Source organism: Pseudomonas sp. MF7453 (assembly GCF_016405455.1).
Lineage (GTDB): Bacteria > Pseudomonadota > Gammaproteobacteria > Pseudomonadales > Pseudomonadaceae > Aquipseudomonas > Aquipseudomonas paralactis.
The window spans coordinates 23251-48602 of sequence record NZ_JAEKCN010000004.1; the positions used below are offsets into that span (position 1 = coordinate 23251).

General features: G+C 58.3%; 30 protein-coding genes and 1 tRNA gene. 23 read left to right on the plus strand and 8 right to left on the minus strand.

The window, feature by feature from the left end; genetic code table 11:
• Window positions 1-343: 343 nt before the first annotated feature.
• The 3 genes from JFT63_RS07955 to JFT63_RS07965 all read right to left on the minus strand — a co-directional run bounded on the left by JFT63_RS07955 (window position 344) and on the right by JFT63_RS07965 (window position 3758).
• Window positions 344-2572 carry an ATP-binding protein gene (locus JFT63_RS07955; RefSeq protein ID WP_198843739.1) on the minus strand — a complete coding sequence of 743 codons (2229 nt, stop codon included), beginning with the start codon at window positions 2570-2572 and terminating at the stop codon, window positions 344-346.
• Window positions 2569-3183 carry a biliverdin-producing heme oxygenase gene (locus JFT63_RS07960; protein WP_198843740.1) on the minus strand — a complete coding sequence of 205 codons (615 nt, stop codon included), beginning with the start codon at window positions 3181-3183 and terminating at the stop codon, window positions 2569-2571. The genes JFT63_RS07955 and JFT63_RS07960 overlap by 4 nt, the downstream gene beginning before the upstream one ends.
• Before the next feature lie 194 nt (window positions 3184-3377).
• On the minus strand, window positions 3378-3758 hold the full coding sequence (locus JFT63_RS07965) for a response regulator (protein WP_057703936.1): 381 nt from the start codon (window positions 3756-3758) through the stop codon (window positions 3378-3380).
• Window positions 3759-3938: 180 nt separating this feature from the next.
• Between JFT63_RS07965 and JFT63_RS07970 the strand changes: the two genes are divergently transcribed.
• Window positions 3939-4370 (plus strand): bleomycin resistance protein, encoded by a 432-nt coding sequence (locus tag JFT63_RS07970; protein WP_198843741.1) that lies wholly within the window; start codon window positions 3939-3941, stop codon window positions 4368-4370.
• A gap of 29 nt (window positions 4371-4399) precedes the next feature.
• On the plus strand, window positions 4400-4774 hold the full coding sequence (locus JFT63_RS07975) for a c-type cytochrome (protein WP_057703934.1): 375 nt from the start codon (window positions 4400-4402) through the stop codon (window positions 4772-4774).
• Between the two features lie 58 nt (window positions 4775-4832).
• Here the strand turns inward: JFT63_RS07975 and JFT63_RS07980 are convergent, their stop codons facing one another.
• Window positions 4833-5204: a PH domain-containing protein gene (locus JFT63_RS07980; protein WP_057703933.1), complete on the minus strand. Its 372-nt coding sequence runs from the start codon at window positions 5202-5204 to the stop codon at window positions 4833-4835.
• 156 nt (window positions 5205-5360) lie between these two features.
• Here JFT63_RS07980 and JFT63_RS07985 point away from each other — a divergent pair, with 156 nt between their 5' ends.
• The gene (locus tag JFT63_RS07985) at window positions 5361-5996 is read left to right on the plus strand and encodes a LysE family translocator (protein ID WP_198843742.1); all 636 of its coding nucleotides are present in this window, start codon (window positions 5361-5363) and stop codon (window positions 5994-5996) included.
• Between the two features lie 8 nt (window positions 5997-6004).
• Here JFT63_RS07985 and JFT63_RS07990 read toward each other — a convergent pair whose 3' ends face one another.
• Window positions 6005-6697: an NBR1-Ig-like domain-containing protein gene (locus JFT63_RS07990; RefSeq protein WP_198707331.1), complete on the minus strand. Its 693-nt coding sequence runs from the start codon at window positions 6695-6697 to the stop codon at window positions 6005-6007.
• A gap of 225 nt (window positions 6698-6922) precedes the next feature.
• Here JFT63_RS07990 and JFT63_RS07995 point away from each other — a divergent pair, with 225 nt between their 5' ends.
• Both JFT63_RS07995 and JFT63_RS08000 read left to right on the plus strand, forming a co-directional pair.
• Window positions 6923-7729 carry a 2OG-Fe(II) oxygenase family protein gene (locus tag JFT63_RS07995; RefSeq protein WP_034133614.1) on the plus strand — a complete coding sequence of 269 codons (807 nt, stop codon included), beginning with the start codon at window positions 6923-6925 and terminating at the stop codon, window positions 7727-7729.
• A gap of 26 nt (window positions 7730-7755) precedes the next feature.
• A complete protein-coding gene (locus JFT63_RS08000) occupies window positions 7756-8394 on the plus strand; it encodes a LysE/ArgO family amino acid transporter (RefSeq protein ID WP_044268254.1) in 639 nt (212 codons plus the stop codon).
• On the opposite strand, the gene JFT63_RS08005 is transcribed toward JFT63_RS08000, so the two are convergent.
• Together JFT63_RS08005 and JFT63_RS08010 are read right to left on the minus strand one after the other, a co-directional pair.
• Window positions 8365-8694: a hypothetical protein gene (locus tag JFT63_RS08005; protein ID WP_198707333.1), complete on the minus strand. Its 330-nt coding sequence runs from the start codon at window positions 8692-8694 to the stop codon at window positions 8365-8367. The genes JFT63_RS08000 and JFT63_RS08005 overlap by 30 nt on opposite strands.
• Before the next feature lie 83 nt (window positions 8695-8777).
• Window positions 8778-8862, minus strand: a tRNA-Leu gene (locus JFT63_RS08010).
• Between the two features lie 108 nt (window positions 8863-8970).
• On the opposite strand from JFT63_RS08010, the gene queA reads away from it, so the two are divergent.
• The 6 genes from queA (at window position 8971) to JFT63_RS08040 (ending at window position 15045) form a co-directional block, all read left to right on the plus strand.
• Window positions 8971-10020 carry a tRNA preQ1(34) S-adenosylmethionine ribosyltransferase-isomerase QueA gene (gene queA / locus JFT63_RS08015; RefSeq protein ID WP_198843743.1) on the plus strand — a complete coding sequence of 350 codons (1050 nt, stop codon included), beginning with the start codon at window positions 8971-8973 and terminating at the stop codon, window positions 10018-10020.
• Between the two features lie 5 nt (window positions 10021-10025).
• The gene (gene tgt / locus JFT63_RS08020) at window positions 10026-11141 is read left to right on the plus strand and encodes a tRNA guanosine(34) transglycosylase Tgt (protein WP_032803964.1); all 1116 of its coding nucleotides are present in this window, start codon (window positions 10026-10028) and stop codon (window positions 11139-11141) included.
• A gap of 43 nt (window positions 11142-11184) precedes the next feature.
• The gene (gene yajC, locus JFT63_RS08025) at window positions 11185-11523 is read left to right on the plus strand and encodes a preprotein translocase subunit YajC (protein WP_003175975.1); all 339 of its coding nucleotides are present in this window, start codon (window positions 11185-11187) and stop codon (window positions 11521-11523) included.
• 62 nt (window positions 11524-11585) lie between these two features.
• A complete protein-coding gene (gene secD, locus JFT63_RS08030; RefSeq protein WP_057703924.1) occupies window positions 11586-13454 on the plus strand; it encodes a protein translocase subunit SecD in 1869 nt (622 codons plus the stop codon).
• Window positions 13455-13463: 9 nt separating this feature from the next.
• Window positions 13464-14378 carry a protein translocase subunit SecF gene (gene secF, locus JFT63_RS08035; protein ID WP_057703923.1) on the plus strand — a complete coding sequence of 305 codons (915 nt, stop codon included), beginning with the start codon at window positions 13464-13466 and terminating at the stop codon, window positions 14376-14378.
• A gap of 124 nt (window positions 14379-14502) precedes the next feature.
• Window positions 14503-15045: a glycine zipper 2TM domain-containing protein gene (locus JFT63_RS08040; RefSeq protein WP_003194023.1), complete on the plus strand. Its 543-nt coding sequence runs from the start codon at window positions 14503-14505 to the stop codon at window positions 15043-15045.
• Between the two features lie 205 nt (window positions 15046-15250).
• Here the strand turns inward: JFT63_RS08040 and suhB are convergent, their stop codons facing one another.
• Entirely contained in the window at window positions 15251-16066 is an 816-nt protein-coding gene (suhB, locus tag JFT63_RS08045; RefSeq protein WP_005791195.1) for a type III secretion system regulator SuhB, read from the minus strand.
• Window positions 16067-16211: 145 nt separating this feature from the next.
• Between suhB and trmJ the strand changes: the two genes are divergently transcribed.
• The 12 genes from trmJ to rlmN all read left to right on the plus strand — a co-directional run bounded on the left by trmJ (window position 16212) and on the right by rlmN (window position 25351).
• Window positions 16212-16982 (plus strand): tRNA (cytosine(32)/uridine(32)-2'-O)-methyltransferase TrmJ, encoded by a 771-nt coding sequence (gene trmJ, locus JFT63_RS08050; RefSeq protein ID WP_198843744.1) that lies wholly within the window; start codon window positions 16212-16214, stop codon window positions 16980-16982.
• A 2-nt stretch (window positions 16983-16984) separates the two neighbouring features.
• Complete coding sequence (gene cysE, locus JFT63_RS08055) at window positions 16985-17770, plus strand: serine O-acetyltransferase (protein WP_198843745.1); 786 nt, start codon at window positions 16985-16987, stop codon at window positions 17768-17770.
• A 287-nt stretch (window positions 17771-18057) separates the two neighbouring features.
• A complete protein-coding gene (gene iscR / locus JFT63_RS08060) occupies window positions 18058-18549 on the plus strand; it encodes a Fe-S cluster assembly transcriptional regulator IscR (RefSeq protein ID WP_003194020.1) in 492 nt (163 codons plus the stop codon).
• Window positions 18550-18599: 50 nt separating this feature from the next.
• Window positions 18600-19814, plus strand: coding sequence for an IscS subfamily cysteine desulfurase (locus JFT63_RS08065; RefSeq protein WP_003194019.1), 1215 nt, complete (start codon window positions 18600-18602; stop codon window positions 19812-19814).
• A 99-nt stretch (window positions 19815-19913) separates the two neighbouring features.
• On the plus strand, window positions 19914-20300 hold the full coding sequence (gene iscU, locus JFT63_RS08070) for a Fe-S cluster assembly scaffold IscU (RefSeq protein WP_003175965.1): 387 nt from the start codon (window positions 19914-19916) through the stop codon (window positions 20298-20300).
• Window positions 20301-20328: 28 nt separating this feature from the next.
• Entirely contained in the window at window positions 20329-20652 is a 324-nt protein-coding gene (iscA, locus tag JFT63_RS08075; protein WP_003209680.1) for an iron-sulfur cluster assembly protein IscA, read from the plus strand.
• A gap of 8 nt (window positions 20653-20660) precedes the next feature.
• Entirely contained in the window at window positions 20661-21182 is a 522-nt protein-coding gene (gene hscB, locus JFT63_RS08080) for a co-chaperone HscB (protein WP_034128027.1), read from the plus strand.
• A 51-nt stretch (window positions 21183-21233) separates the two neighbouring features.
• Window positions 21234-23096, plus strand: a complete 1863-nt coding sequence (gene hscA / locus JFT63_RS08085) for a Fe-S protein assembly chaperone HscA (RefSeq protein WP_198843746.1) — start codon at window positions 21234-21236, stop codon at window positions 23094-23096.
• A 3-nt stretch (window positions 23097-23099) separates the two neighbouring features.
• Window positions 23100-23441: an ISC system 2Fe-2S type ferredoxin gene (gene fdx, locus JFT63_RS08090; RefSeq protein WP_032895388.1), complete on the plus strand. Its 342-nt coding sequence runs from the start codon at window positions 23100-23102 to the stop codon at window positions 23439-23441.
• A gap of 14 nt (window positions 23442-23455) precedes the next feature.
• The gene (gene iscX / locus JFT63_RS08095; protein ID WP_003194015.1) at window positions 23456-23656 is read left to right on the plus strand and encodes a Fe-S cluster assembly protein IscX; all 201 of its coding nucleotides are present in this window, start codon (window positions 23456-23458) and stop codon (window positions 23654-23656) included.
• A 91-nt stretch (window positions 23657-23747) separates the two neighbouring features.
• Complete coding sequence (ndk, locus tag JFT63_RS08100) at window positions 23748-24173, plus strand: nucleoside-diphosphate kinase (RefSeq protein ID WP_003175956.1); 426 nt, start codon at window positions 23748-23750, stop codon at window positions 24171-24173.
• A gap of 29 nt (window positions 24174-24202) precedes the next feature.
• Entirely contained in the window at window positions 24203-25351 is a 1149-nt protein-coding gene (rlmN, locus tag JFT63_RS08105; protein WP_005791178.1) for a 23S rRNA (adenine(2503)-C(2))-methyltransferase RlmN, read from the plus strand.
• The last annotated feature ends 1 nt before the right edge of the window (window position 25352 follow it).

Genomic DNA, 25352 nt, shown 5'->3' on the forward strand with positions numbered 1-25352 from the left:
TGCACGGCTTGCCGGTGATCCCTAACGGTTTAAAGCACCCTGCCCTGTCCAAGGCTATCCAGGTTAGAGTCATTGCGCTTTTTGCGTGTGTGTTGCCCCGGTTCGTTGCTGTCTACCGGTGAAGATGTTTGTGCGGGATTGGCGGGGGGCTGGGTAGTTTTTCCCGATTGCTGGATGTTGTAGCTGAAATTGTTAAACGAATTACCGATGATCATTGGAAACCTCTTACGTAATTGGAGGATGACTTCTCGCACCAAAACTTCTTTCGAGTGCGCCCTGATCAGTGGCATAGGCCGGGCAAGCGTTCCCGGCCAGCGGTGTGGGAAAGTGTGACAGGGCGTATTCAGTTCGGCTTGGGCACCGTAAACCTGAACTCACTGCCCCGGCCCAGCTCACTCTGCGCCTCGATCCGGCCGCCGTGGGCCTGGACAATTCCTTGTGTGATATACAGCCCCAAGCCACTGCCGGTGGGGTTGTTTTCAGTCTGGGTCCAATACCGCTCGAACACATGAGGCAACTGGTCAGGCGCAATGCCTTCACCGGAATCGCGTACCGAGAACACGATCTCTTCGCCGTTGCTCATGGCGCTGATACCGATGTTGCCCTGGCGCGGCGTGAACTTGATGGCGTTGCCGATCAGGTTCGACAGCACCTGGAACAAACGCTCCGGGTCGGCGTTGATCTGCAGGCCGGGTTCGGCGTTGAACGACAGGTCGATACCTTTTTCCGAGGCCAGTGGCGACAGCAGCGAGTAAGCCTCTTCAAAAATCTGGGCGACATCCAGGGCCACGGGCTTGACCACATAGCGTCCGGCTTCGATTTTCGAGGTGTCGAGCAAGTCCTCCAGCAATACATTCATGCGCCCGGCGGCCTGTTGCATGGTGTCGATGGCCGAGGAAATCCGCCGTGAGGTGTGTGGGCCGTCGGAGCTGAACGCTTGTTGCATCATGCCGCAGAGCATGGAAATGACCGTCATCGGGTTACGCAGGTCATGGGAAACCACCGCCACCAATTCGTCCCGAGCCCGCACCGCTTGCTGTTCGCGCCGCACTTGTCGGGACAGGTCATTTTCCAGGGCCGAGCGCCGCAGGTCGTTGGCGGCAAACAGGTCGCCATGGCTCCACTTGGTGGAGATGCCGGCCATTTCCACTTTCCAGATTTCAAATGACGTGCGTGGGCGAAGGCGCAGGCCAGTGTCTGAGGTTTCCAGATTCAACGGCTTGCTCGGGTCACCGCTCCAATTGATGTTCTCTTTGACTTCCGGGCGGAACCACATCACTGCGTTGTCCACAGGCTTGGGCAGGCTCATGGCGAGCACGCCACTGGCCACGGTCTGGAACTCGGCGGCGGGTGGGTACAGCGAAGCCAGGTTGTGACTGGAAAACACTGGCTGGTCTCGCTCTTGCAGCCACTTGTGCAGTGCACGGATCTGCGCCGGCTCCGGGCAATTGCCGTAGCGGTGCAGTTGCTTGTCTTCGATGATCGCCACGCCGCCGGACAAGCTCAGGTCCATCAGTTTTTTGCCGTGGTGGGCCAGGCTGTCGAACACATTGTCGTCGCTGGCTTTCATCGCTCGATCGAGCAACGCCAGGGTTTCGACTTTGTCCTCGCGCTGGCGGCTCAACTCCAGGGCTTCCATGGCACTGATCTGCAGCGACAACACCTGGCCGATAGTCTGGCAGGTCATGCGCAGATCGTTCGGCACCAGCAGCGGCTCACGGTTGCCGCAGCTGATCAGGCCCCAGAGTTTGTCGCCCTTCATCAGCGAAATACTCATGGACGACAACACGCCCATGTTCTGCATGTACTGGCAGTGAATCGGTGACACGCTGCGCAGGGTAGCGAAGCTCAGGTCCAGGGGCTGGCCGGTGTCCGGGCGTAATTTGGGCAACAGCGGCACTGGTTCGTAGGATGCATTTGGGATGATCCGTAGCCAGTTGGTGCGATACAGCTCACGGGCTTGTTCGGGGATGTCGGACGCGGGGAAGAACAGGCCGTTGAACAACTCCATCGACGGCGCCGACGCCTCAGCGATTACCTGGCCATGGCCTTCGTCTTCGAAGCGATAGATCAGCACCCGGTCATAACCGGTCATGGCCTGGATCTCATCCACGCTGATGGCGTACAGCGCTTGCAAGGTCTTCGCCGATTGCAGGCGTTGCAGCATTTTGCTCAGGTTGCTGGTGCGACCATTGCGCACCTGGGGTTTGAAATCCGCCAGTCGGGGTTCGAATTCCAATACCAGCACGTTCTGATGACGATGCAGCAAACCTTCGAACTGAGCGCCATTGAGCGTGACATGCAGGGGTGGGGCGTCGATAAAGGTATTGTGCTCGGCCATTGATTGCACAAGTTGGGCGTATTCACTGCCAATCAACGTATGCAGCGGTTGATTCAACAAGGCCTCGGGCGCGTGGCCGAACAAGGTGCCGACGTTGGCACTGACCTGGATGATGTTCAGGCCAGGTTCCGAAAGGGTCAGCAATACGCCGTGAGGCTGGATTGCCCCCGGGAAACGAATGGGCTCGTCGGCACAGTTGGCAAGCAGCTCTTCAAAGTCTTCGGGTTTCATAGCAGTACCTCCTGGCGTTCGAGCCATTGCTCAAAGCCGCTGAAAGTGGAACGGGCAGCCATCACTGCGCGCGCTTGAGCGTTCGCATCCAGCGGCTGGCGAGCCAGGTAGTCGAGAAAGTCTTTCCAGCGCCGACCGGTCTCGGCGCCGTAAACATCGAGAAACGCACCGCCGTTGTCGGCTTCGATCGCCAGGCGCGACGCCATTTCCCTGCGCAGTACCTGGCCGCCGAGCGTTGCACCTTCCAGTACATACAGGGCACCAAGGCAAGCAGGGGGAGTATCCAGCGTGGGGAGTTGGGTGCAGCGGGGGAGGGCGCCAATGGTCTGATCATGCAAGCCCAGGGCGCGCAGATCGCTAACCAGCGTCGGCGTTTTTACGCGCGATGCAATGTCAATTCCACCCGGAATCAAGCCGCTGTCATACAGCACCGCTTCCATGGGTTGATAAAAACCGTAGTACGCCTGCAGCAAGCGCCGATACCACTGGGCATCCAGGCGTGCAGAAAAAAACGGCAGGCGCTTTTCCAACGCGACATGCAACAGGCCCGTGCCCGTGCGCAACGTTTCCAGCAAGGATGGCGCACCAACGTCATGGGCCTGTGAATGCATTCAATGAGCTCGAACTGTGGGCCTGTCGGCCAGGAATGACGCATGAAAATGGGCGACAATTCTACACAACTCGTTGTCGTCAGCTGAACGCAAGAAGCGAAAAGGCTGACCGGTGGATCAGAAAAGTCGCTCCCTGTATTTCAAATGACCCCGTGGCACGCCACGAGTTCGGTCTGGATGATGTCGCGACGCTATCAATGCATGGGCATTCCCTGCTGGGTCAATGCTGTTTGCACGCACTCAAGCAAACGTTCGGTGCTCCACGGTTTGGGCAGAAACCGCACCGAACTGCCCAATTGAGTGGCGATCGTCGTATTGCCGGAAGTCAGCACCACCTGCACTTCAGGCCAGCGATGAGCCACCACGCGGCTCAAGTCGTAGCCATTGAGCAGACCGGGCATTTGAATATCACTGACAATCAGATCCACAGGGTCATCGCCGCGCTCCAGATAAATCATGCCTTCATCCGCTGAAGGAAACGATGTCACCACTGCACCGAAATCCTCCAGCACATCCACCATCAACGCCCGAATGATCTCGTCGTCTTCCAATACTAAAATCGATGGCTGAGCCATGATCCTTACTCCACCATCAGGGGTTCAGTAAGGTGGAGTGGGGGTTGGGTAGATAGGTTCGATTGGATGTTTTTTAAACGATGGGTGGTCATTTGGCTGTTTGCCAACAGCCGCCTGGGACCAAGCCGTCAGCACGATAATCCGTTAAGGTAAGCGCCACTGCGTCGTCCAAGGAATGACATGTTCACCCGTAACCCACTCGTGCCTGAACTCATCGTTACCCACCTTGGTGCCAGCCTGGCATTCTGGGTTGACCAGTTGGGTTTCGACATCGCTTACCAGCGCCCCGAGGACGGCTTTGCCTACCTCGACCTGCACGGCGCGCAAATCATGCTGGAGCAATACGATCCGGAAGCTGGCCAGTGGCTGACCGCGCCGTTGCAACAACCGTTCGGGCGCGGCATCAACTTGCAGATCGACGTACCTGCCGTAGCGCCCATCTTGCAGCGCCTGTCGCAAATCCGCCTGCCGCTGTTCCGTGATGTCGAGGATGCCTGGTATCGCGCCGGCGACGTAGAGGCCGGGCAGCGCCAATTCATCGTGCAAGACCCGGACGGTTATCTGGTACGCCTGGTGGAACGGCTGGGGGAGCGGCCATTCAAGCAGGCATAATCGACGGCAATACGCCTAGGGAGACCCTCATGAAGTACGTGTTATTGACCCTCGCCCTGACCTTTATCGCCGCCCCCGCGTTTGCTGCCGGCGACGCCGAAGCGGGCGGCAAACTCTTCACCAAGACCTGCGGCGGCTGCCACAGCATCGGCGAAGGTGCGCGGGGTGGGTTTGGGCCGCAGCTGAACGGCATAATTGGCCGGCCTGCCGGTACGACCACGGATTATCAGTATTCGGAGGCGATGAAGAATTCGGGGGTGGTTTGGACGCAGGAAAAACTGGCGGCCTACATTGAAGACCCGAAATCGGTGGTAAGTGGGACGCGGATGATCTTTTGGGGCATCAGTGATTCGCAAAAGATTGAAAATATCCTGGCGTACCTGGAGACATTCCAGCCCAAGTGAGCCAACGCGATCAGCGTGTGGGAGGGAGCAAGTCGAATCGTCGCACCGCCCCCCCAGTTCAGGCCAGCAGATGCTTTGAAATCAACCGCGAAATCTCCACAATCGAGGTCTTGCCAGTGAACTCAAACTTCACCTTGCCCAACGACGAAAAGTAAATCTCCAGCTCCGAATCCAGATCAAACGTCCCTGACGTTTCCACAGAGTACGCCACGATGTTTTTGTACGGCAGCGAGGTGAAGTCCTTCTTGCTGCCGGTGATGCCCTGCACGTTCACCGCGATGATGCGCTGGGTGGTGAAGACCACGCCGTCGCGCATGGCCTTGTACGCGTCGACTACTTCTTCACCGTCCAGCAGCAAGGCCGATACGCGCTCGGCGTACTCGTTGTTTTGTTTGAGTTTGAAGAAGCCTTTGTTGTTGAAATCGATCATGTGTCTGTCCTGGATGAGTGGTGCCGACGGTGTATGACGTTTTGCTCGCGGATCTGTATCTAACAGCCGAGCCTGCAAGGCTCTAGCATGGCGCTTAACACTACAGCGTCGGCGAAGGATTTTACGCCGGCAGCATAAAAATTCAGGAGCTAAACAATGCCCGATATATCCAGCTTGCTTGCCTACGGCCTGATTTCACTCGGCATGGTACTTACGCCCGGGCCGAATATGATTTACCTGATTTCCCGCTCGATCTGCCAGGGGCGCACGGCAGGGCTGATCTCTCTTGGCGGGGTGGCGCTGGGCTTTGTGATCTATATGGTGTGCGCGGCGCTGGGTATCACCGCGCTGGTGATGGCGGTGCCGCTTGCCTACGACGTGCTGCGGTTCGGTGGAGCGCTGTATCTGGTGTACCTGGCGTGGCAGGCAGTCAAGCCGGGAGGGCGTTCACCGTTTCAGGTGCGGGACTTGCCCAAGGACAGCCCGCGCAAGTTATTCACCATGGGCGTGGTGACCAACCTGCTCAACCCCAAGGTGGCGGTGATGTATCTGTCGCTGCTGCCTCAGTTCATTGATCCGAACGGCCATGGCAGCGTGCTGGTGCAATCGTTGGTCTTGGGCTCTCTGCAGATTTTCATCAGCGTCAGCGTCAACGCGGTGATTGCTTGTATGGCGGGCTCCATCGCGGTGTTCTTCGTGACCCGGCCGGGGTGGCAGGTGGTGCAGCGCTGGGTGATGGGGGCGGTGCTGATGGGGCTGGCGGTGCGGATGGCGGTGGAAGGGCGCAAATAAGGCTGCTTTCAGCGTGCCATGACGTTGACAATCACATGCAGGATGAATGCTGGCTCGTAGCAAGGCTGCCCATGTTCATCTTCGATACGCCAGATTGAGGTGACGGTACTGGTCTCCCTCGGTGCTCCGAACTCCACGGTGATATGCACTGGCTGGCCGGGCAGAGTTTCTGCTATCGGAATATCGTTGTTCAGGCTTCGCAGATGGCTATCCATCACCACTTCCAATGGCTCCCCCGAAGCGGTTCGACGGGCGATCACGTACTCACCGTCCACTCTGACCAATCGCCGGCCGCGCCAGGGGCGGGTCCCGAGATTCTGGATCTCCCAGGTTTTCAGAAAGGTTTCACCGGGCAGCACTACGGTCTGGTCAGGCGTGGTCACGTCTGCGTTGAATACGGCAATGTCAGATGGGTCGTGCAAGCCAATGGCCCGGTTGGTGATAGCCATTGAGTAAGAATCAGTTGGAGCACCGGTCAGGTCGGCGAAGTAGCGAAACAGCAGCAGCGGGGAGACCCGTAGCGCTTTGGCTAATTTTATCAGGGTACGTACGGATGGATCTTTTGAAGCACCGCCCGCCAATCCATAAAGATAGGTTCTGGAGATGCCAGCCTCCTTAGCCAGATTAGTCAGGGGTTTGCCCAGCTCTCGACTGCGTCGTACGACGAGCGCTCGAAGAGTATCGCCAGTTTTGATGCTCATATTTTGCAAACCCGTTTCCAGTGGAAGACGTCATCTTGTACGCCAAAAAGGACAACCTGCACGCCGTCACGGTTACATAGCAATGCAGACTTTGGTCTTGCTGGCGACGTTGTGAAAGACATGGATAGGTCCCGGTTTGGTTGGCATATCCAGTGTCGCGGTTTCTCACATGCTTGCGAACCTTGTGTGTGTTGCATTCCTTTACATCTATCTGTGGATATAGCTATGAGTCCAATGAAAGCGTGCTGTGAATCCATTGCCCGATCAGGCTTTGGCATCCTGCAAATTCCTGATTCGATGTTGCAGGACTACAAAAAGATCATTGATGGGTATTCGGCCATTCCCCAGGCCATCAAGGATGAATTTTCCTTTGCCCAGGACACAGATGGGTTTTTCCCTTTTGGCGCCGAGTACTCCCTTGCCGAGGATCACCCGGACCTGTGCGAGCGGTTTTGTTACTGGCCCGCGCACGCTTCAAAAAGAACCGCTTTCGAATTCACCCGAAGTACTTTCGTGGCCGCAGTCGGCAGTTATGAGCGACAGATGAGCGAGTTGGCCCAGGGAGTGATGGATGGCATTTGCGAGGAGTTTGGCGTTCAAACCTTGGCCCCCTTTCGCTCGGCATCGTACATCCAGTTGTGCGTCTATGGTCCACAGGCCAAAGACAGTTCTCGTCAATATGCCCAGGATCCTCATGAAGACGGGCATATGCTTTCGTTTATCAAGCCTACCCGCGAAGGGTTGGTTTTGATGAAAGGACGATCATTGGAGCCGGTACGCCTTCTGGAGAACGAGGTCGCGGTGCTGGCGGGCTCCTTGCTGACAGAACTCTCTGATCATGCCGTGCCTGCCGCCTACCATGCTGTACTTGCACCTAGCAAACCGGTTGCCAGAAGTTCATTGATCTACTTTGCAAACCCCAATCCGGATCAGTTGCTAACGACCTTTTATCGTCAGAAACCCATTGATCTGGGCAGTACTGTGAATGCTCGTCATACCGGTTTCGGTAATCAACCGATTCAACTGCGCTAAATAGTCCTGGAGGGCTCGAACAGTCCATGTTTCCTCACTTCAATGCCCTTTACCTCGAAGGTTTGCTCTTGGGTATCGGACTGTTCGCCGCCCCTGGCCCGAAAGACACCTTGGTGATCCGCCAAGGTGTCGGTCGCGGGCCGATCTGGGGCGTTGTCGCTATTTGCGTATTGGCCGATATTTTCCTGATCGCTTTCGGGGTCACGGGTTTAGGTTCGTTGTTGGGAAGTCGGCCTGAGGTGATGGCACTATTGCTGTTGTCCGGCGCTGCCTATCTGCTTTGGTTTGGTGGCCAACGTCTGTTGGCTTGTATCCGGGATCAGTCCATGCCGGATGCTCAAGGCGGCAACTCGCAAAGAGGGCTGTTGCGCTCGGCGGTCATACTCGGCTTTGCCAACCCTTACGCCTGGCTCGATACCGTGGTGTTGATTGGTTCCATCGGTGCCACGAAACCTGCGGGCCAACAGGCGCTGTTCGCGACAGGCGCCATGACGGCATCACTCGTGTGGTTCGTGGTGTTGGCGCTGTGCTGTCAGCGATTGACGGTATTGTTTCGCAAGCCTGCGGTCTGGCGCTGGCTGGATGCAGGGGTGGCGGTGTTGATGGTTTACCTGGCCGTTATGCTGATCAACGATTCATTGCACATCTTTCAGATAGCCCTTTAGTACGGTCAGCGGGCAGGTCAACTCATCAAGACGAGCGATGTTTTGCACATCGGTGGATAGCCTTTGCAATTCACGCCCGAGAACGCTGTCCGCTCCACCCAATGCAATCAACGCCTGGGTGATGCACTCATCGAGCTTCAACTGGATCTCAGCCAGGTTTCCCTGGCGCACTAACAACCCGAACACCTCGCGATCATAGCACTCCATCACGGGATCATCGCGCAGCAATGGGCTGCCGTGGTCAGTCTCATGCACCAGCTTCAGCGCAAACAACGCAACTGCTTCAAGCGTCAACTCCATGGTCCCGCTACCTCCACTGCCACGCCTGGCACTTTTTTGCAGGCGAAAAAAAAGACCTTGAATTTCAAGGTCTTTCTTTAAGATGGTGCCCCGAGGGAGACTCGAACTCCCACTCCTTTCGAAAACGGATTTTGAATCCGCCGCGTCTACCAATTCCGCCATCAGGGCTCAATGGCGGCGAAGTATAGAGATGAGATTACCGTTGGTCAATCACGTTTCATGGTCTATTTTCACTATTTCCGCTAGACTTCCCGGCCCTGCTAGACGAACCCCATCATGCGCGTTGCTGACTTTACTTTTGAGCTCCCTGATTCGCTGATCGCTCGCCACCCTTTGGCCGAGCGTCGCGCCAGTCGACTGCTGACCCTGGACGGGCCCAGCGGTGCCCTCGCACACCGTCAATTCACTGATTTGCTTGAGCATTTGCGCCCGGGCGATCTGATGGTTTTCAACAATACCCGGGTGATCCCGGCGCGGCTGTTTGGCCAGAAAGCGTCCGGCGGCAAGCTGGAAATTCTGGTGGAGCGGGTGCTGGACAGCCATCGCGTGCTGGCCCATGTGCGCTCCAGCAAGTCGCCCAAACCGGGTTCGAACATCCTGATTGATGGCGGTGGCGAAGCCCGGATGGTGGCGCGTCACGACGCCTTGTTCGAGCTTGAGTTTGCCGAAGAAGTGCTGCCGTTGCTCGATCGCGTCGGCCACATGCCGTTGCCTCCTTATATAGACCGCCCCGACGAAGACGCGGACCGCGAGCGCTATCAGACGGTGTACTCACAGCGCCTCGGCGCCGTTGCCGCGCCGACTGCCGGGCTGCATTTCGACCAGCCGCTGCTGGATGCGATTGCCGCCAAGGGCGTCGAGACGGCCTATGTGACCCTGCACGTGGGGGCCGGCACGTTTCAGCCGGTGCGTGTAGAGAACATCGAAGACCACCATATGCACAGCGAATGGCTGGAAGTCAGCCAGGACGTCGTGGACGCGGTTAATGCGTGCAAGGCGCGTGGCGGTCGAGTGGTTGCGGTGGGCACTACCAGCGTGCGTTCGCTGGAGAGTGCAGCACGTGATGGCGTGCTCAAGACGTTCAGTGGCGACACCGATATCTTTATTTTCCCAGGGCGGCCATTTCATGTGGTCGACTGCCTGGTCACCAATTTCCATTTGCCGGAATCCACGCTGTTGATGCTGGTGTCGGCCTTTGCCGGTTACCCGCAAACCATGGCTGCCTACCAGGCCGCCATCGCTAACGAGTACCGTTTTTTCAGCTACGGTGATGCGATGTTTATCACCCGTAACCCGGCGCCGCGCGGCCCTGAGGACAACTTATGAGTCGTATGTCGTTTGAATTGCTCGCCACGGACGGCAAAGCCCGTCGTGGTCGCCTGACCTTTCCGCGTGGCACCGTGGAGACCCCGGCCTTCATGCCGGTCGGCACCTACGGCACCGTCAAAGGCATGTTGCCGCGCGACATCGTTGCCACCGGCGCCGAGATTATCCTCGGCAACACCTTCCACCTGTGGCTGCGCCCGGGTACGGAAGTGATCAAGAAGCATGGCGACCTGCATGACTTCATGAAGTGGCAAGGCCCGATCCTCACCGACTCCGGTGGTTTCCAGGTGTTCAGCCTGGGCGCCATGCGCAAGATCAAGGAAGAGGGGGTGACTTTCGCCTCACCGGTGGACGGTGCCAAGGTGTTCATGGGGCCGGAAGAATCGATGCAGGTCCAGCGCGACCTGGGTTCGGACATCGTGATGATTTTCGACGAGTGCACGCCTTACCCGGCTGACGAAGACGTGGCGCGTATCTCCATGGAGCTGTCCCTGCGTTGGGCCCAGCGTTCGAAGAACGCCCATGGCGACAACACTGCGGCGCTGTTCGGGATTGTCCAGGGCGGTATGCATGAAAGCCTGCGCAAACGCTCGCTGGAAGGCCTCGACAAGATCGGCTTCGACGGCCTGGCCATCGGCGGTTTGTCGGTGGGCGAGCCCAAGCACGAAATGATCAAGGTGCTCGATTACCTGCCGGGTCTGATGCCTGCTGACAAACCTCGTTACCTTATGGGCGTTGGCAAACCGGAAGATCTCGTAGAGGGTGTGCGCCGCGGTGTGGACATGTTCGATTGCGTGATGCCAACCCGTAATGCCCGCAATGGGCATCTGTTCATCGATACAGGCGTGCTCAAGATCCGTAACGCGTTCCATCGCCATGATGATTCGCCGCTGGATCCTACCTGTGACTGCTACACCTGCCAGAACTTCTCCCGTGCTTATCTGCACCATCTGGACAAGTGCGGGGAAATGCTGGGTAGCATGTTGAATACCATCCACAATTTGCGTCACTACCAAGTCCTGATGGCTGGTTTGCGCGAGGCTATTCAACAGGGTACATTGGCCGCCTTCGTCGATGCCTTCTATGCCAAGCGTGGCCTCCCTGTGCCGCCCTTGGACTGAGTTTTCCGACCCTAAGATTCACTATTTGCAACTGGAGTGCTAAATGAGCTTTTTTATCTCTAACGCCATGGCTGACGCCGCTGCGCCTGCTGCTGCCGGCCCTATGGGCGGTGGTTTCGAGTGGATTTTCCTGGTCGGCTTCCTGGTCATCTTCTACCTGATGATCTGGCGTCCACAGGCCAAGCGCGCCAAAGAGCAGAAGAACCTGCTGGGCAGCCTGCAAAAAGGCGACGAAGTCGTGACCACTGGCGGTATCGCCGGCAAGATCACCAAGGTTTCCGATGCTTTCGTGGTACTGGAAGTCTCCGACACCGTGGAAATGAAGTTCCAGAAGGGCGCCATCGCCGCCACGCTGCCTAAAGGCACGCTCAAAGCGATCTAAGTAACAACCTTTACCAATCGACGGGGCGCGCAAGGCGCCCCGCGTTATAAGCGGGCGGCGTGATGCTGAACAAATACCCTCTGTGGAAATACGTACTGATCCTGGCGGTGCTGGCGATCGGCTTTATTTATTCCGCTCCCAATCTCTATCCTGATGACCCGGCAATCCAGATCTCTGGCGCCAGCACTTCGCTGCAGGTCAATCAGGCTGATCTGGACCGTGCGAGCAAAGCGCTCAATGACGCGGGCATCCAGGTTAAAGCGGCAACCTTGGCAGCTGGTTCCAAAGGCGGCTTGTTGCGCCTGACCAAGCAAGAAGACCAATTGCCGGCCAAAGACGTCGTGCGCAAGGTCATGGGTGACGACTACGTCGTTGCATTGAACCTGGCACAGACCACGCCTCAATGGCTGCGCAGCATTGGCGCGCACCCGATGAAGCTGGGTCTGGACTTGTCCGGTGGTGTGCACTTCCTGCTGGAAGTCGACATGGACAAGGCTCTGGACGCACGTCTGAAGGTCTACGAAGGCGACGTGAAGAGCCTGCTGCGCAAAGAGAAACTGCGTTATCGCAGCCTGCCGCAGCTCAATGGTGCCATTCAGCTGGGTTTTGCTGACGAAGCTTCCCGCGAACAGGCCCGTGCACTGATCCGCAAGAACTTCAATGACTTCGACATCCTGCCGGCTGACCTCAATGGTCAGGCTGTGCTGCGCCTGGCGATGAGCCCGGCCAAGATCGCCGAGATCCGCGAGTACTCCATCAAGCAGAACTTGACCACGGTACGTAACCGCGTCAACGAGTTGGGTGTAGCCGAGCCGATCGTGCAGCGTCAGGGCGCCAACCGTATCGTGGTTGAGTTGCCGGGCGTACAGGACACGGCTGAAGCCAAGCGTATCCTGGGTAAAACCGCCAACCTGGAATTCCGCCTTGCGGCTGAGCCGGGTGCTACCCGCGCAACCTCCGAAGAGTTCGAGTTCCGCGAGGGCAATCGTCCTCCTGCGTTGATCGAGCGTGGCTTGATCATTACCGGTGACCAGGTGACCGACGCCAAGGCCGGTTTCGGCGAGCACGGCACACCTGAAGTGAACATCCGCCTGGATGGCCACGGCGGCGAACTGATGAGCCGCGCCACGCGCAGCAACGTCGGTCGCAGCATGGCGGTGATCTTCATCGAGCAGCGCCCGGTGACCACCTACACCAAGCAGATGGTCAACGGCGTCGAGAAAGACGTGCCGGTGCAGACCTTCAAGGAAGAGAAGAAGATCATCAGCCTGGCGACCATCCAGTCGCCGCTGGGTGCGCAGTTCCGCATCACCGGCCTGAACGGCCAGGGTGAGTCCTCCGAGCTGGCGCTGTTGCTGCGTGCCGGTGGCCTGGCCGCGCCGATGTACTTCGCAGAAGAACGTACCATCGGCCCGAGCCTGGGTGCCGACAACATCACCAAGGGTGTCGATGCGGCGCTGTGGGGCATGTTGTTCGTGTCGCTGTTCATCATCGCCATCTACCGCTTCTTCGGCGTTATCGCCACCGTCGCCCTGGCGGGCAACATGGTGATGCTGCTGGCGCTGATGTCGCTGCTGGGTGCTACGCTGACCTTGCCGGGTATCGCCGGTATCGTGCTGACCATGGGTATGGCGGTTGACGCCAACGTGCTGATCTTCTCGCGTATCCGTGAAGAGATCGCCGCCGGCATGACCGTACAGCGTGCAATCAACGAAGGCTTCGGCCGGGCATTTACCGCGATTCTCGACTCCAACCTGACCACGTTGCTGGTCGGCGGGATTCTCTTCGCCATGGGCACAGGCCCGGTGAAAGGCTTTGCGGTGACCATGTCCCTGGGTATCTTTACCTCGATGTTCACGGCCATCATGGTGACCCGCGCAATGGTCAACCTGATCTTTGGCGGGCGTGACTTCAAGAAGTTGTGGATTTAAGGGGCTGCCATGTTACGTACAATCAACTTCATGGGCGTTCGCAACATTGCGTTCGGCGTCACCGTGCTCCTTACCGTTCTGGCGTTGTTCAGCTGGTTCCATAAGGGCCTGAACTACGGTCTGGACTTCACTGGCGGTACGCTCATCGAGCTGACCTACGAGAAGCCAGCCGATGTCACCCTGGTGCGCAGCGAGCTGGTCAAGGCCGGCTATCACGAAGCCGTGGTGCAGAGCTTCGGCGCCACCACTGACCTGCTGGTGCGTATGCCTGGCGAAGACCCGCAACTGGGTCACCAGGTAGCCGAGGCCTTGCAAAAGGTCGGCGGCGACAACCCGGCTTCGGTCAAGCGCGTCGAGTTCGTCGGCCCACAAGTGGGTGAAGAGCTGCGCGATCAGGGCGGCCTCGGCATGCTGATGGCGCTGGTCGGCATCATGATCTACCTGGCGTTCCGCTTTCAGTGGAAGTTCGGTGTCGGCGCCATTGTGTCGCTGATCCACGACGTGATCGTGACCGTGGGTATCCTGGCCTACTTCCAGATCACCTTCGACCTGACCGTACTGGCGGCTGTGCTGGCGATCATTGGTTACTCGCTCAACGACACCATCGTGGTATTCGACCGGGTTCGTGAGAACTTCCGGGTCCTGCGCAAGGCGACGTTGATCGAGAATATCAACATCTCCACTACCCAGACCCTGCTGCGGACCATGGCAACATCGATCTCCACTTTGCTGGCGATCGCTGCGCTGATGATCTTCGGCGGCGACAACCTGTGGGGTTTCTCTCTGGCACTGTTCATCGGTGTTCTGGCGGGTACCTACTCGTCGATCTACATCGCCAACGTGGTGCTGATCTGGCTGAACCTCAACAGCGAAGACTTGATCCCTCCTGCCGCTACCGGCAAGGAGGTCGACGACCGCCCTTGATGGGTGTTAGTTGATCGGCTGTTACAAGAAGGGCGCGAGTATTGAACTCGCGCCTTTTTTTTTGCTCCAAGGCTGGGTATAGCGCGGATCTTTCGATCCGTTTGTGATGGTCAGGAGGTTCAACGTGAACAAGTCGTTGCTGGTTGGTGCGGTATTGGGTGCTGTCGGTGTAACTGCCGGGGGTGCTGTTGCCACCTACAGCCTGGTAAAAAGCGGCCCTGAGTATGCGCAAGTACTGGCGGTACAGCCGGTTAAAACCCAGATCAAAACCCCGCGCGAGGTCTGCAAGGACGTCACTGTGACCCGGCAGCGTCCGGTGCAGGATCAACATCAAATCGCCGGTACTGTGGTGGGCGCCCTTGCGGGTGGCCTGCTGGGCAACCAGATTGGTGGCGGTAACGGCAAGAAGCTAGCCACCGTGGCCGGTGCGGTCGGTGGTGGCTACGCCGGTAACAAGGTTCAGGAAGGTATGCAGAACCGTGATACCTACACCACGACTCAGACTCGCTGTAACACCGTTAACGACATCAGCGACAAGGTGGTCGGTTATGACGTGCGTTACAACCTGGATGGCAAGGAGGGTACCGTGCGTATGGAGCGCGACCCTGGCAGCCAGATTCCGGTCGATAAGGAAGGTCGTCTGATCCTCGGTCAGAACCAGCAGTAATCCCCAGGTCTGGTTTCGATCCAAATGTGGGAGCTGGCTTGCCTGCGATAGCGGTGGGTCAGTAACTAATCAGTTGGTTGGCAGCCCGCCATCGCAGGCAAGCCAGCTCCCACATTGGATTGTATTGAGTCAGTTGGAATTGGTTTTTGCTAAATCCCACGCATAAAAAAGCACCCCGAGGGGTGCTTTTTTTGTGCTCGCTCGCTTAACGCTTCAGCGAAGCCGGCAGGTGCGGCTGGATCGCCGTCAGTACTGCCTTGAAGCATTTGGTGTTGCCGGCAACTACGTGGCCTTTCTCCAGGAAGTCGTGACCACCGGTGAAATCGCTCACCAGGCCGCCAGCCTCTTGAATCAGCAGGGCGCCTGCAGCCATGTCCCACTCGGACAGGCCCGATTCCCAGAACGCATCAAAACGACCGGCGGCCACATAGGCCAGGTCCAGGCTGGCTGCACCGGCGCGGCGGATGCCGGCGGTCTGGCCAACCAGGGCGCGGAACATGCCCAAGTAGTTTTCCAGGTTGTCCATCTGGTCGTCACGGAACGGGAAGCCGGTGCCCAGCAGAGCGCCTTCCAGGCTGGTGCGACCGCTGACACGCAGGCGGCGACCGTTCAGTTGGGCGCCACGGCCACGGCTGGCGGTGAATTCTTCCTGGCGAACCGGGTCCAGCACAACGGCGTGTTCCAGGCGGCCACGGTATTTGCAGGCGATGCTCACGGCAAAGTGCGGGATGCCGCGCAGGAAGTTGGTGGTGCCATCCAGTGGGTCGATGATCCACAGGTAGTCTTCGCCTTCGCCGCTGCCTTTGTGCAGGCCGGTTTCTTCACCGAGGATGCCGTGGGTAGGGTAGGCCTTGCGCAGGGCGTCGATGATTTTCTGTTCGGCGGCGCGATCCACCTCGGATACATAATCCTTGGCGTCTTTTTCGTCGACCTTGATGGTATCCAGGCGCTCGATGGAGCGGAAGATCAATTCACTGGCGCTGCGGGCGGCGCGCAGCGCGATATTCAGCATGGGCTGCATGGATGTGTCACCTAAGGTTGTTAAAGAAAGCCGAGCATTCTAGCAGAAACTTTCTCAAGGTGAAGGATGACGTTAGCTTTCATGGCATAACCTTAGGCGGTTCTGTAAGATTTGCTCCCCTTTCCCGTGTCCGAGAGCGCCTCCCTTGCTGCAAAACATTCGTGTCGTCTTGGTCAATACCAGTCATCCCGGCAATATCGGCGGGGTGGTGCGAGCCATGAAAAACATGGGGCTGACGCGCCTGGTGCTGGTCGAACCGCGGGTATTCCCGCACCACGAGGCTGATGCCCGTGCGTCCGGCGCCAATGACTTGCTTGAAAATGCCCAGGTGGTCGCCACCTTGGAGGACGCCCTGGTCGGCTGCAATCTGGTGCTCGGCACCAGCGCCCGCGACCGGCGTATCCCTTGGCCGCTGTTGGACCCGCGTGAGTGCGGCACCAAAGTGGTGGAGGAGGCTGTTGGCGGTGCTGAAATCGCCTTGGTATTCGGCCGTGAAGATTCCGGCCTGACCAACGAAGAGCTGCAGCGATGTCATTACCACGTGCATATCCCCTCAGACCCTGAGTTCAGCTCGCTGAACCTCGGGGCTGCGGTGCAGGTGCTGACTTATGAAGTGCGCATGGCCTGGCTGGCCGCTGCTGGTCAACCGAGCAAAATGGAAAAGGAAGAGGTTGCATCGACCAAAAGTGGCGAGTTGGCCACCATGGACGAGTTGGAACGGTTCTATGAGCACCTGGAGCAAACCCTGGTCGCCATCGAATTCCTCGACCCTGAAAAGCCACGGCACTTGATGGCGCGCCTGCGTCGCTTGTACGGCCGCAGTTCGGTGAGCCGGGCGGAAATGAACATATTGCGTGGCATCCTCACGGAAACCCAGAAAGCGGCCCGTGGTGAGCTTCTTAAGCGGAAGGATTAAAAATGTTCGAGCGTTTGCGAGAAGATATCCAGAGTGTTTTCCATCGTGACCCGGCGGCGCGCAACGCCTTTGAAGTGCTGACCTGCTACCCCGGCCTGCACGCGATCTGGATTCACCGCCTGTCCGGCGCCTTGTGGGGCATGGGCTGGAAATGGCTGGCCCGGCTGGTGTCGAACTTCGGGCGTTGGTTGACCGGCATCGAGATTCATCCAGGCGCCAAAGTCGGCCGTCGCTTCTTTATCGATCATGGTATGGGCATCGTGATTGGCGAGACAGCTGAAATTGGTGATGACGTGACGCTTTACCAGGGCGTGACCCTGGGCGGTACCACGTGGAATAAAGGCAAGCGTCACCCGACCCTGGAAAATGGCGTGGTGGTCGGCGCGGGCGCCAAGGTGCTGGGGCCGTTTACCGTCGGTGCGGGCGCCAAGGTAGGCTCCAATGCCGTAGTGACCAAGGCTGTACCTGCTGGTGCCACAGTGGTGGGCATTCCGGGTCGCATCATCGTCAAGCCGCAGGTCGGTGACGAGCAAGAGGCCAAGCGCAAGGCCATGGCCGAGAAGATCGGCTTCGACGCCTACGGTGTCAGCGAAGACATGCCCGACCCGGTGGCTCGCGCCATCGGCCAATTGCTTGATCATCTGCAAGCGGTAGATGGCAAGCTGGAAGGCATGTGCGGTGCGCTAAAGGAGTTGGGCAGCCCGTACTGTGCCAAAGACTTGCCTGAACTGCGCGAAGAAGATTTTGCTGAAATCAAGGACGAGGCCGCTACCACCAAGGCAGGCTGAATGCGGTCTCTTGTGGGAGCTGGCTTGCCTGCGATAGCGGTCTATCAGCTTGCTTGTAGGTTGCTGACCCACCGCAATCGCAGGCAAGCCAGCTCCCACATTTGATCTTCATTGGCTCGGTGGTCTTGCAGCAGGCCTGGTTGCGCTGTTCGATCCCACCCCATGCTGCTATGATTCGCGCGCCCTTTTTACGGGTATTCCTGACTAAAGTACTAGGTCTTATAGTTGACTTAAATACTCGGGAATCGCATACTTGCTCCCATTCTGAAACACCTTGGTACTTGTCCATGAGACTGACTACAAAAGGCCGATACGCGGTGACCGCCATGCTTGACCTGGCCCTGCACGCGCAAACTGGGCCGGTGTCCCTGGCCGATATCTCCGAGCGCCAAGGCATTTCCCTGTCGTATCTCGAGCAGTTGTTCGCCAAATTGCGCCGCAGCAATCTGGTTTCCAGCGTTCGCGGTCCGGGCGGTGGCTACCAATTGTCCCGCGACATGCAGGGCATTCAAGTGGCCCAGGTGATCGACGCGGTCAACGAATCCGTCGATGCCACCAAATGCCAGGGTTTGGGTGATTGCCACGCCGGCGACACCTGCCTGACACATCACTTGTGGTGTGACTTGAGCCTGCAGATCCATGAGTTTTTGAGTGGTATCAGCTTGGCTGATCTTGTGACTCGCCGTGAGGTGCAAGAAGTAGCCCAGCGTCAGGACCAGCGCCGTTGCAACACCAAGGCGCCGCGTCTGGACAAAATCGAAGCGTCCGCCGTCGAGTGACAGCCGAAGAGCTAACGGCACGCCAGCCAGCCTGATTTAGGAGAAAGTCCATGAAATTGCCGATTTACCTTGATTACTCAGCGACCACCCCGGTTGATCCGCGTGTCGCGCAAAAAATGAGCGAATGCCTGCTGGTTGACGGAAACTTCGGCAACCCGGCCTCCCGTTCCCACGTATTCGGCTGGAAGGCCGAGGAAGCGGTTGAGAACGCTCGTCGCCAGGTCGCTGACCTGGTCAACGCCGACCCGCGTGAAATCGTCTGGACCTCCGGTGCCACCGAGTCCGACAACCTGGCTATCAAGGGCGCGGCGCATTTCTACGCGACCAAGGGCAAGCACCTGATCACCACCAAGATTGAGCACAAGGCTGTCCTGGACACCATGCGCCAACTGGAGCGTGAAGGTTTCGAGGTGACTTACCTTGAGCCCACCACCGACGGTATCGTCACCCCGGCGATGATCGAAGCCGCGATGCGTGAAGACACCATCCTGGTTTCCGTGATCCACGTGAACAACGAAATCGGCACGATCAACGACATCGCCGCCATCGGCGAGCTGACCCGCTCCAAGGGTGTGTTGCTGCATGTCGACGCCGCTCAGTCTACCGGCAAGGTCGATATCGACCTGTCCAAGCTGAAAGTCGACCTGATGTCGTTCTCTGCCCACAAGACTTACGGCCCTAAAGGCATCGGCGCGCTGTACGTGAGCCGCAAGCCTCGCGTGCGCATCGAAGCCACCATGCACGGCGGCGGTCACGAGCGCGGTATGCGTTCGGGCACCCTGGCGACCCACCAGATCGTCGGCATGGGCGAAGCTTTCCGTGTGGCCAAGGAAGACATGGCTGCCGAAAACGTGCGCATCAAGGCCCTCAGCGATCGCTTCTACAAGCAGGTCGAAAACCTTGAAGAGCTGTACATCAACGGCAGCATGACCGCCCGTGTACCGCACAACCTGAATTTGAGCTTCAACTACGTCGAAGGCGAGTCGCTGATCATGGCGCTCAAGGACCTGGCGGTTTCGTCCGGTTCGGCCTGCACCTCGGCGTCCCTTGAGCCTTCGTATGTATTGCGCGCCCTGGGCCGCAACGACGAACTGGCACACAGCTCGATCCGCTTTACGTTCGGCCGCTTCACCACTGAAGAACAAGTCGACTACGCCGCGCAGAAGGTCTGCGAAGCCGTCAACAAGCTGCGCGTTCTGTCGCCGCTGTGGGACATGTACAAAGACGGTGTCGATATCTCCAAGATCGAGTGGGCGGCACACTAAATATAGAAGCCGCCACCCAAGCTCTGTAGGAACGTGGCGGAAAACGCAGGCGTGACTACAGGGTTCCAGAGCGGCCCTGATGAGTGAGGATTCAGTACCATGGCTTACAGCGAAAAGGTCATCGACCACTACGAAAACCCGCGCAACGTCGGCAAGATGAACGCGGAAGATCCTGATGTCGGCACCGGCATGGTCGGCGCTCCGGCGTGCGGCGATGTAATGCGCCTGCAGATCAAGGTCAACGATGCTGGCGTTATCGAAGACGCCAAATTCAAGACTTACGGCTGCGGTTCGGCCATCGCCTCCAGCTCCCTGGCGACCGAATGGATGAAAGGCAAGACTCTGGATGAGGCTGTCACTATCAGCAACACTCAGCTGGCCGAAGAACTGGCACTGCCGCCAGTGAAAATCCACTGCTCCGTACTCGCTGAAGACGCCATCAAGGCGGCGGTTCGCGACTACAAGCAGAAGAAAGGCTTGATCTAAGCATTTGGCGACGAGTAAGGAGTCAACGATGGCTATCAGCATGACAGAAGCGGCTGCGCAGCACATTCGCCGCTCCCTGAATGGGCGCGGTAAAGGTGAGGGGATTCGTCTGGGTGTTCGCACCACGGGCTGTTCCGGCCTTGCCTACGTGCTGGAGTTTGTCGACGAGGTGGTTGAAGAGGATCAGGTGTTCGAAAGTCACGGCGAGAAAGTGATCATCGACCCCAAGAGCCTGACCTACCTGGACGGCACCGAACTCGATTTCGTCAAGGAAGGGTTGAACGAAGGCTTCAAGTTCAACAACCCCAACGTACGCGGTGAGTGTGGCTGCGGCGAAAGCTTCAATATCTGAGGCTAATCGTGGGTACTCCTTGTCATTTCGCTTTATTCGAGCTGCAGCCGAGCTTTCGGCTGGACCTTGAGCAGCTTGCTACGCGCTATCGAGAACTGGCGCGTGGGGTGCATCCGGACCGCTTTGCCGACGCTTCCGAGCGTGAGCAACGCCTGGCCCTGGAGCAATCGGCCAGCCTCAACGAAGCCTATCAGACGCTCAAAAGCCCCGCGAAACGCGCGCGTTACCTGCTCGCGCTGAACGGTGGCGAGTTGCCGTTGGAAGTTACGGTGCATGATCCGGACTTCCTTATGCAGCAGATGCAGTGGCGCGAAGAGCTTGAAGACTTGCAGGACGAAGCCGATATAGCCGGTGTTGCAGTCTTCAAGCGTCGTTTGAAAACCGCCCAGGATGAGCTCAACGAAAGCTTCGCAGCCTGTTGGGATGATGCGGCGCAACGTGAACAGGCCGAACGCCTGATGCGGCGCATGCAGTTCCTCGATAAGCTCACCTACGAAGTGCGCCAGCTAGAAGAGCGCCTCGACGATTAACCCAGTGCTGCCCGTGATGCACGCCTGATAGACAGATAAGACCTGATTACCATGGCTCTACTGCAAATCGCCGAACCCGGCCAAAGCCCTCAACCGCACCAGCGTCGCCTGGCGGTCGGGATTGACCTGGGCACCACCAATTCCCTGGTTGCTGCCTTGCGCAGCGGCCTGTCCGAGCCACTGCCCGACGCCGATGGGCAGGTGATCCTGCCTTCCGCCGTGCGTTATCACGCCGATCGCACTGAAGTGGGTGAGTCGGCCAAGCTGGCCGCGTCTGCCGACCCGTTGAACACCGTGCTGTCGGTCAAGCGCTTGATGGGGCGTGGTTTGTCCGACGTCAAGCAATTGGGCGACCAATTGCCTTACCGCTTTGTCGGCGGCGAATCCCACATGCCCTTCATCGACACCATCCAGGGCCCGAAAAGCCCCGTAGAAGTGTCGGCCGATATCCTCAAGGTGCTGCGCCAGCGTGCGGAAAACACCCTGGGCGGTGAGCTGGTCGGGGCGGTGATCACGGTTCCGGCGTATTTCGATGACGCCCAGCGTCAAGCCACCAAGGACGCGGCGAAGCTGGCGGGCCTGAATGTGCTGCGCCTGCTCAACGAACCGACCGCTGCGGCTGTGGCCTATGGCCTGGATCAGCACGCTGAAGGCCTGGTCGCCATTTATGACCTGGGTGGCGGCACCTTCGATATCTCTATCCTGCGCCTGACCGGCGGCGTTTTCGAAGTGCTGGCCACCGGTGGCGACAGTGCCCTGGGCGGCGATGACTTCGACCACGCCATTGCCGGCTGGATCATCACCAGCGCAGGTTTGTCTGCCGACCTGGATCCGGGCGCGCAGCGTAACTTGCTGCAAACTGCCTGTGCGGCCAAAGAAGCGCTGACTAATGCTGCATCCGTTGAAGTGACTTACGCTGATTGGTCGGCACAACTGACCCGCGAAGCCTTTGACGCGCTGATCGAGCCAATGGTCGCCCGCAGCCTCAAGGCTTGCCGTCGTGCTGTGCGTGACTCCGGCATTGAGCTGGAAGATGTCGGCGCAGTGGTCATGGTCGGTGGTTCCACCCGCGTGCCGCGCGTGCGTGAAGCGGTAGCCGAAGCCTTTGGGCGCCAACCATTGACCGAAATCGACCCGGATCAAGTCGTCGCCATCGGCGCCGCCATCCAGGCCGATACCCTGGCTGGTAACAAGCGCGACGGCGGCGAACTGCTGTTGCTCGACGTGATCCCGTTGTCCCTGGGCCTTGAAACCATGGGCGGCCTGATGGAGAAGGTGATCCCGCGTAATACCACCATCCCCGTTGCTCGCGCCCAGGATTTCACTACCTACAAAGACGGCCAGACGGCCATGATGATTCATGTGCTGCAAGGTGAGCGCGAGTTGATCAGCGACTGCCGCTCCCTGGCGCGCTTTGAATTGCGTGGCATCCCGGCCATGGTGGCGGGCGCGGCGAAGATTCGCGTGACCTTTCAGGTCGATGCCGATGGCTTGCTCAACGTGGCCGCCCGCGAACTGGGTTCGGGCGTTGAAGCCAGCATCCAGGTCAAGCCGTCCTACGGCCTCACCGATGGCGAAATCGCCAAGATGCTCAAGGATTCGTTCCAGTATGCCGGTGACGACAAGGTCGCCCGCGTATTGCGCGAGCAGCAAGTGGATGCCCAGCGCCTGCTCGAAGCGGTGCAGGGTGCCCTTGAAGCCGACGGCGAGCGCCTGCTGGATGCCGAAGAACGCATGGTCATCGACCTGCAAATGCAGGAACTGGCCGAACTGATGAAAGGCAACGATGGCTACGCCATCGAGCAACAGACCAAGCGCCTGTCGCAAGTGACTGATGCCTTTGCTGCCCGCCGCATGGATCAGACGGTTAAAGCCGCGCTGGCGGGCCGCAACCTGAATGAAATTGAGGAATAACTGATGCCGCAGGTCACTTTTCTACCGCACGCCGAACATTGCCCTGAGGGCATGGTCGTGGAGGCTGAGACCGGCAAGTCCCTGCTCGACGTCGCCCATGACAACCATATCGAGATCGAAAGTGCCTGTGGCGGCGTCAATGCCTGCACCACTTGCCACTGCATCATTCGTAAAGGTTTCGACAGCCTCAATGAGGCTGATGACCTGGAAGAAGACTATCTTGATAGGGCGTGGGGGCTGGAGCCGACGTCGCGCCTGAGTTGCCAGGCGAAAGTGGGGACTGAAGACCTCACCGTCGAAATTCCGAAATATTCGCTTAACCATGCGGCTGAAGCGCCGCATTGATTCAAGGAAGTGTCATGAGTCTTAAGTGGGTTGATGTGCAAGAGATCGCTATCCTGTTGGCCGATGGCAACCCGGATCTGGATCCTTACTCCCTGAACTTTGTAGCTTTGCGTGACATGGTCATGGCATTGCCCGGGTTCGAAGATGAGCGTGATCGCGGCGGCGAAAAGGTTCTGGAAGCTATCCAGACTGCCTGGAAAGAAGAACAGGACTGACGCCTCCTTTACGCAGTTAGGCAATACCCAATAACCCGCGTATAATTCGCGGGTTTAATTTTTCGTAAATTACCGTTTCTGGAGTTACACCATGGCTGTTCAACGTACTTTCTCCATCATCAAGCCTGACGCTGTTGCAAAAAACGTCATCGGCGAGATCACCACTCGTTTCGAAAAAGCCGGCCTGAAGGTTGTAGCTTCGAAACTCAAGCAACTGTCCAAGGCTGAAGCTGAAGGCTTCTACGCTGAGCACAGCGCTCGTGGCTTCTTCGGCGACCTGGTTGCCTTCATGATCTCCGGTCCTGTTGTTGTTCAGGTTCTGGAAGGCGAAAACGCTATCGCTCTGAACCGTGAGCTGATGGGCGCTACCAACCCTAAAGAAGCAGCTGCCGGCACCATCCGTGCTGACTTCGCTGAGTCCATCGACGCCAACGCTGTTCACGGCTCGGACTCCGAAGCTGCTGCTGCTCGCGAAATCTCGTACTTTTTCGCTGCTACTGAAGTAACCGCTCGCTAAGCATCGGCTTAAAGAGTGAGGGTGAATCCATGACTACATCGACTGTTAAAACCAACCTGCTGGGTCTGACTCAGCCGGAAATGGAGAAATTCTTCGACTCAATCGGGGAGAAGCGTTTCCGTGCCGGTCAGGTAATGAAGTGGATTCACCACTTTGGCGTCGACGATTTCGACGCCATGACGAACGTCAGCAAGGCCCTGCGCGACAAGCTCAAGGCCATTGCCGAGGTGCGTGGTCCCGAAGTGGTCAGCGAGGACATCTCCAGCGATGGCACCCGTAAATGGGTGGTGCGCGTGGCGTCCGGCAGCTGCGTCGAGACCGTATACATTCCCCAGGGCAAACGTGGCACCTTGTGCGTTTCGTCCCAGGCAGGCTGTGCCCTGGATTGCAGTTTCTGCTCCACCGGCAAGCAAGGCTTCAATAGCAACCTCACCGCCGCCGAAGTCATCGGCCAGGTGTGGATTGCCAACAAATCCTTTGGCAGCGTCCCGGCGACCGTCGACCGTGCCATCACCAACGTGGTGATGATGGGCATGGGTGAGCCGCTGCTGAACTTCGACAACGTAATCGCGGCCATGCACCTGATGATGGACGACCTGGGCTACGGCATTTCCAAGCGCCGTGTGACCCTGTCGACCTCCGGCGTGGTACCGATGATCGATGAGCTGGCCAAGCACATCGACGTCTCCCTCGCGTTGTCGCTGCACGCACCCAATGACGCATTGCGTAACCAATTGGTGCCGATCAACAAGAAGTATCCGCTTAAGATGCTGCTTGAATCTTGCCAGCGTTACATGGCGACCTTGGGCGAAAAGCGCGTACTGACCATTGAGTACACCATGCTCAAGGACATCAACGACAAGGTCGAGCACGCAGTCGAGATGATCGAGTTGCTCAAGAACACCCCGTGCAAGATCAACCTGATCCCGTTCAACCCGTTTCCGCATTCTGGTTACGAGCGGCCGAGCAACAACGCCATTCGCCGTTTCCAGGATCAACTGCACCAGGCCGGCTACAACGTCACTGTGCGCACCACTCGTGGTGAAGACATCGACGCCGCCTGTGGCCAATTGGTAGGGCAGGTGATGGACCGCACCCGCCGCAGCGAACGTTATATCGCCGTGCGCGAACTTAACGCCGCCGAAGATTTGCCGCAAATTGCTGTGAATCGAATCTGAG

What these genes read in the sequence shown, in the direction of transcription:
- JFT63_RS07965 (WP_057703936.1), bottom strand. Translation starts at nt 3,758, where the DNA reads ATGGCTCAGCCATCGATTTTAGTATTGGAAGACGACGAGATCATTCGG.
- yajC (WP_003175975.1), top strand. Translation starts at nt 11,185, where the DNA reads ATGAGCTTTTTTATCTCTAACGCCATGGCTGACGCCGCTGCGCCTGCT.
- secF (WP_057703923.1), top strand. Translation starts at nt 13,464, where the DNA reads ATGTTACGTACAATCAACTTCATGGGCGTTCGCAACATTGCGTTCGGC.
- suhB (WP_005791195.1), bottom strand. Translation starts at nt 16,066, where the DNA reads ATGCAGCCCATGCTGAATATCGCGCTGCGCGCCGCCCGCAGCGCCAGT.
- JFT63_RS07955 (WP_198843739.1), bottom strand. Translation starts at nt 2,572, where the DNA reads ATGAAACCCGAAGACTTTGAAGAGCTGCTTGCCAACTGTGCCGACGAG.
- fdx (WP_032895388.1), top strand. Translation starts at nt 23,100, where the DNA reads ATGCCGCAGGTCACTTTTCTACCGCACGCCGAACATTGCCCTGAGGGC.
- JFT63_RS07995 (WP_034133614.1), top strand. Translation starts at nt 6,923, where the DNA reads ATGAGTCCAATGAAAGCGTGCTGTGAATCCATTGCCCGATCAGGCTTT.
- queA (WP_198843743.1), top strand. Translation starts at nt 8,971, where the DNA reads ATGCGCGTTGCTGACTTTACTTTTGAGCTCCCTGATTCGCTGATCGCT.
- iscR (WP_003194020.1), top strand. Translation starts at nt 18,058, where the DNA reads ATGAGACTGACTACAAAAGGCCGATACGCGGTGACCGCCATGCTTGAC.
- JFT63_RS07975 (WP_057703934.1), top strand. Translation starts at nt 4,400, where the DNA reads ATGAAGTACGTGTTATTGACCCTCGCCCTGACCTTTATCGCCGCCCCC.
- JFT63_RS07990 (WP_198707331.1), bottom strand. Translation starts at nt 6,697, where the DNA reads ATGAGCATCAAAACTGGCGATACTCTTCGAGCGCTCGTCGTACGACGC.
- rlmN (WP_005791178.1), top strand. Translation starts at nt 24,203, where the DNA reads ATGACTACATCGACTGTTAAAACCAACCTGCTGGGTCTGACTCAGCCG.
- JFT63_RS07980 (WP_057703933.1), bottom strand. Translation starts at nt 5,204, where the DNA reads ATGATCGATTTCAACAACAAAGGCTTCTTCAAACTCAAACAAAACAAC.
- cysE (WP_198843745.1), top strand. Translation starts at nt 16,985, where the DNA reads ATGTTCGAGCGTTTGCGAGAAGATATCCAGAGTGTTTTCCATCGTGAC.
- JFT63_RS07970 (WP_198843741.1), top strand. Translation starts at nt 3,939, where the DNA reads ATGTTCACCCGTAACCCACTCGTGCCTGAACTCATCGTTACCCACCTT.
- hscA (WP_198843746.1), top strand. Translation starts at nt 21,234, where the DNA reads ATGGCTCTACTGCAAATCGCCGAACCCGGCCAAAGCCCTCAACCGCAC.
- JFT63_RS07985 (WP_198843742.1), top strand. Translation starts at nt 5,361, where the DNA reads ATGCCCGATATATCCAGCTTGCTTGCCTACGGCCTGATTTCACTCGGC.
- JFT63_RS08000 (WP_044268254.1), top strand. Translation starts at nt 7,756, where the DNA reads ATGTTTCCTCACTTCAATGCCCTTTACCTCGAAGGTTTGCTCTTGGGT.
- iscX (WP_003194015.1), top strand. Translation starts at nt 23,456, where the DNA reads ATGAGTCTTAAGTGGGTTGATGTGCAAGAGATCGCTATCCTGTTGGCC.
- JFT63_RS08005 (WP_198707333.1), bottom strand. Translation starts at nt 8,694, where the DNA reads ATGGAGTTGACGCTTGAAGCAGTTGCGTTGTTTGCGCTGAAGCTGGTG.
- ndk (WP_003175956.1), top strand. Translation starts at nt 23,748, where the DNA reads ATGGCTGTTCAACGTACTTTCTCCATCATCAAGCCTGACGCTGTTGCA.
- JFT63_RS08065 (WP_003194019.1), top strand. Translation starts at nt 18,600, where the DNA reads ATGAAATTGCCGATTTACCTTGATTACTCAGCGACCACCCCGGTTGAT.
- iscU (WP_003175965.1), top strand. Translation starts at nt 19,914, where the DNA reads ATGGCTTACAGCGAAAAGGTCATCGACCACTACGAAAACCCGCGCAAC.
- JFT63_RS07960 (WP_198843740.1), bottom strand. Translation starts at nt 3,183, where the DNA reads ATGCATTCACAGGCCCATGACGTTGGTGCGCCATCCTTGCTGGAAACG.
- iscA (WP_003209680.1), top strand. Translation starts at nt 20,329, where the DNA reads ATGGCTATCAGCATGACAGAAGCGGCTGCGCAGCACATTCGCCGCTCC.
- tgt (WP_032803964.1), top strand. Translation starts at nt 10,026, where the DNA reads ATGTCGTTTGAATTGCTCGCCACGGACGGCAAAGCCCGTCGTGGTCGC.
- secD (WP_057703924.1), top strand. Translation starts at nt 11,586, where the DNA reads ATGCTGAACAAATACCCTCTGTGGAAATACGTACTGATCCTGGCGGTG.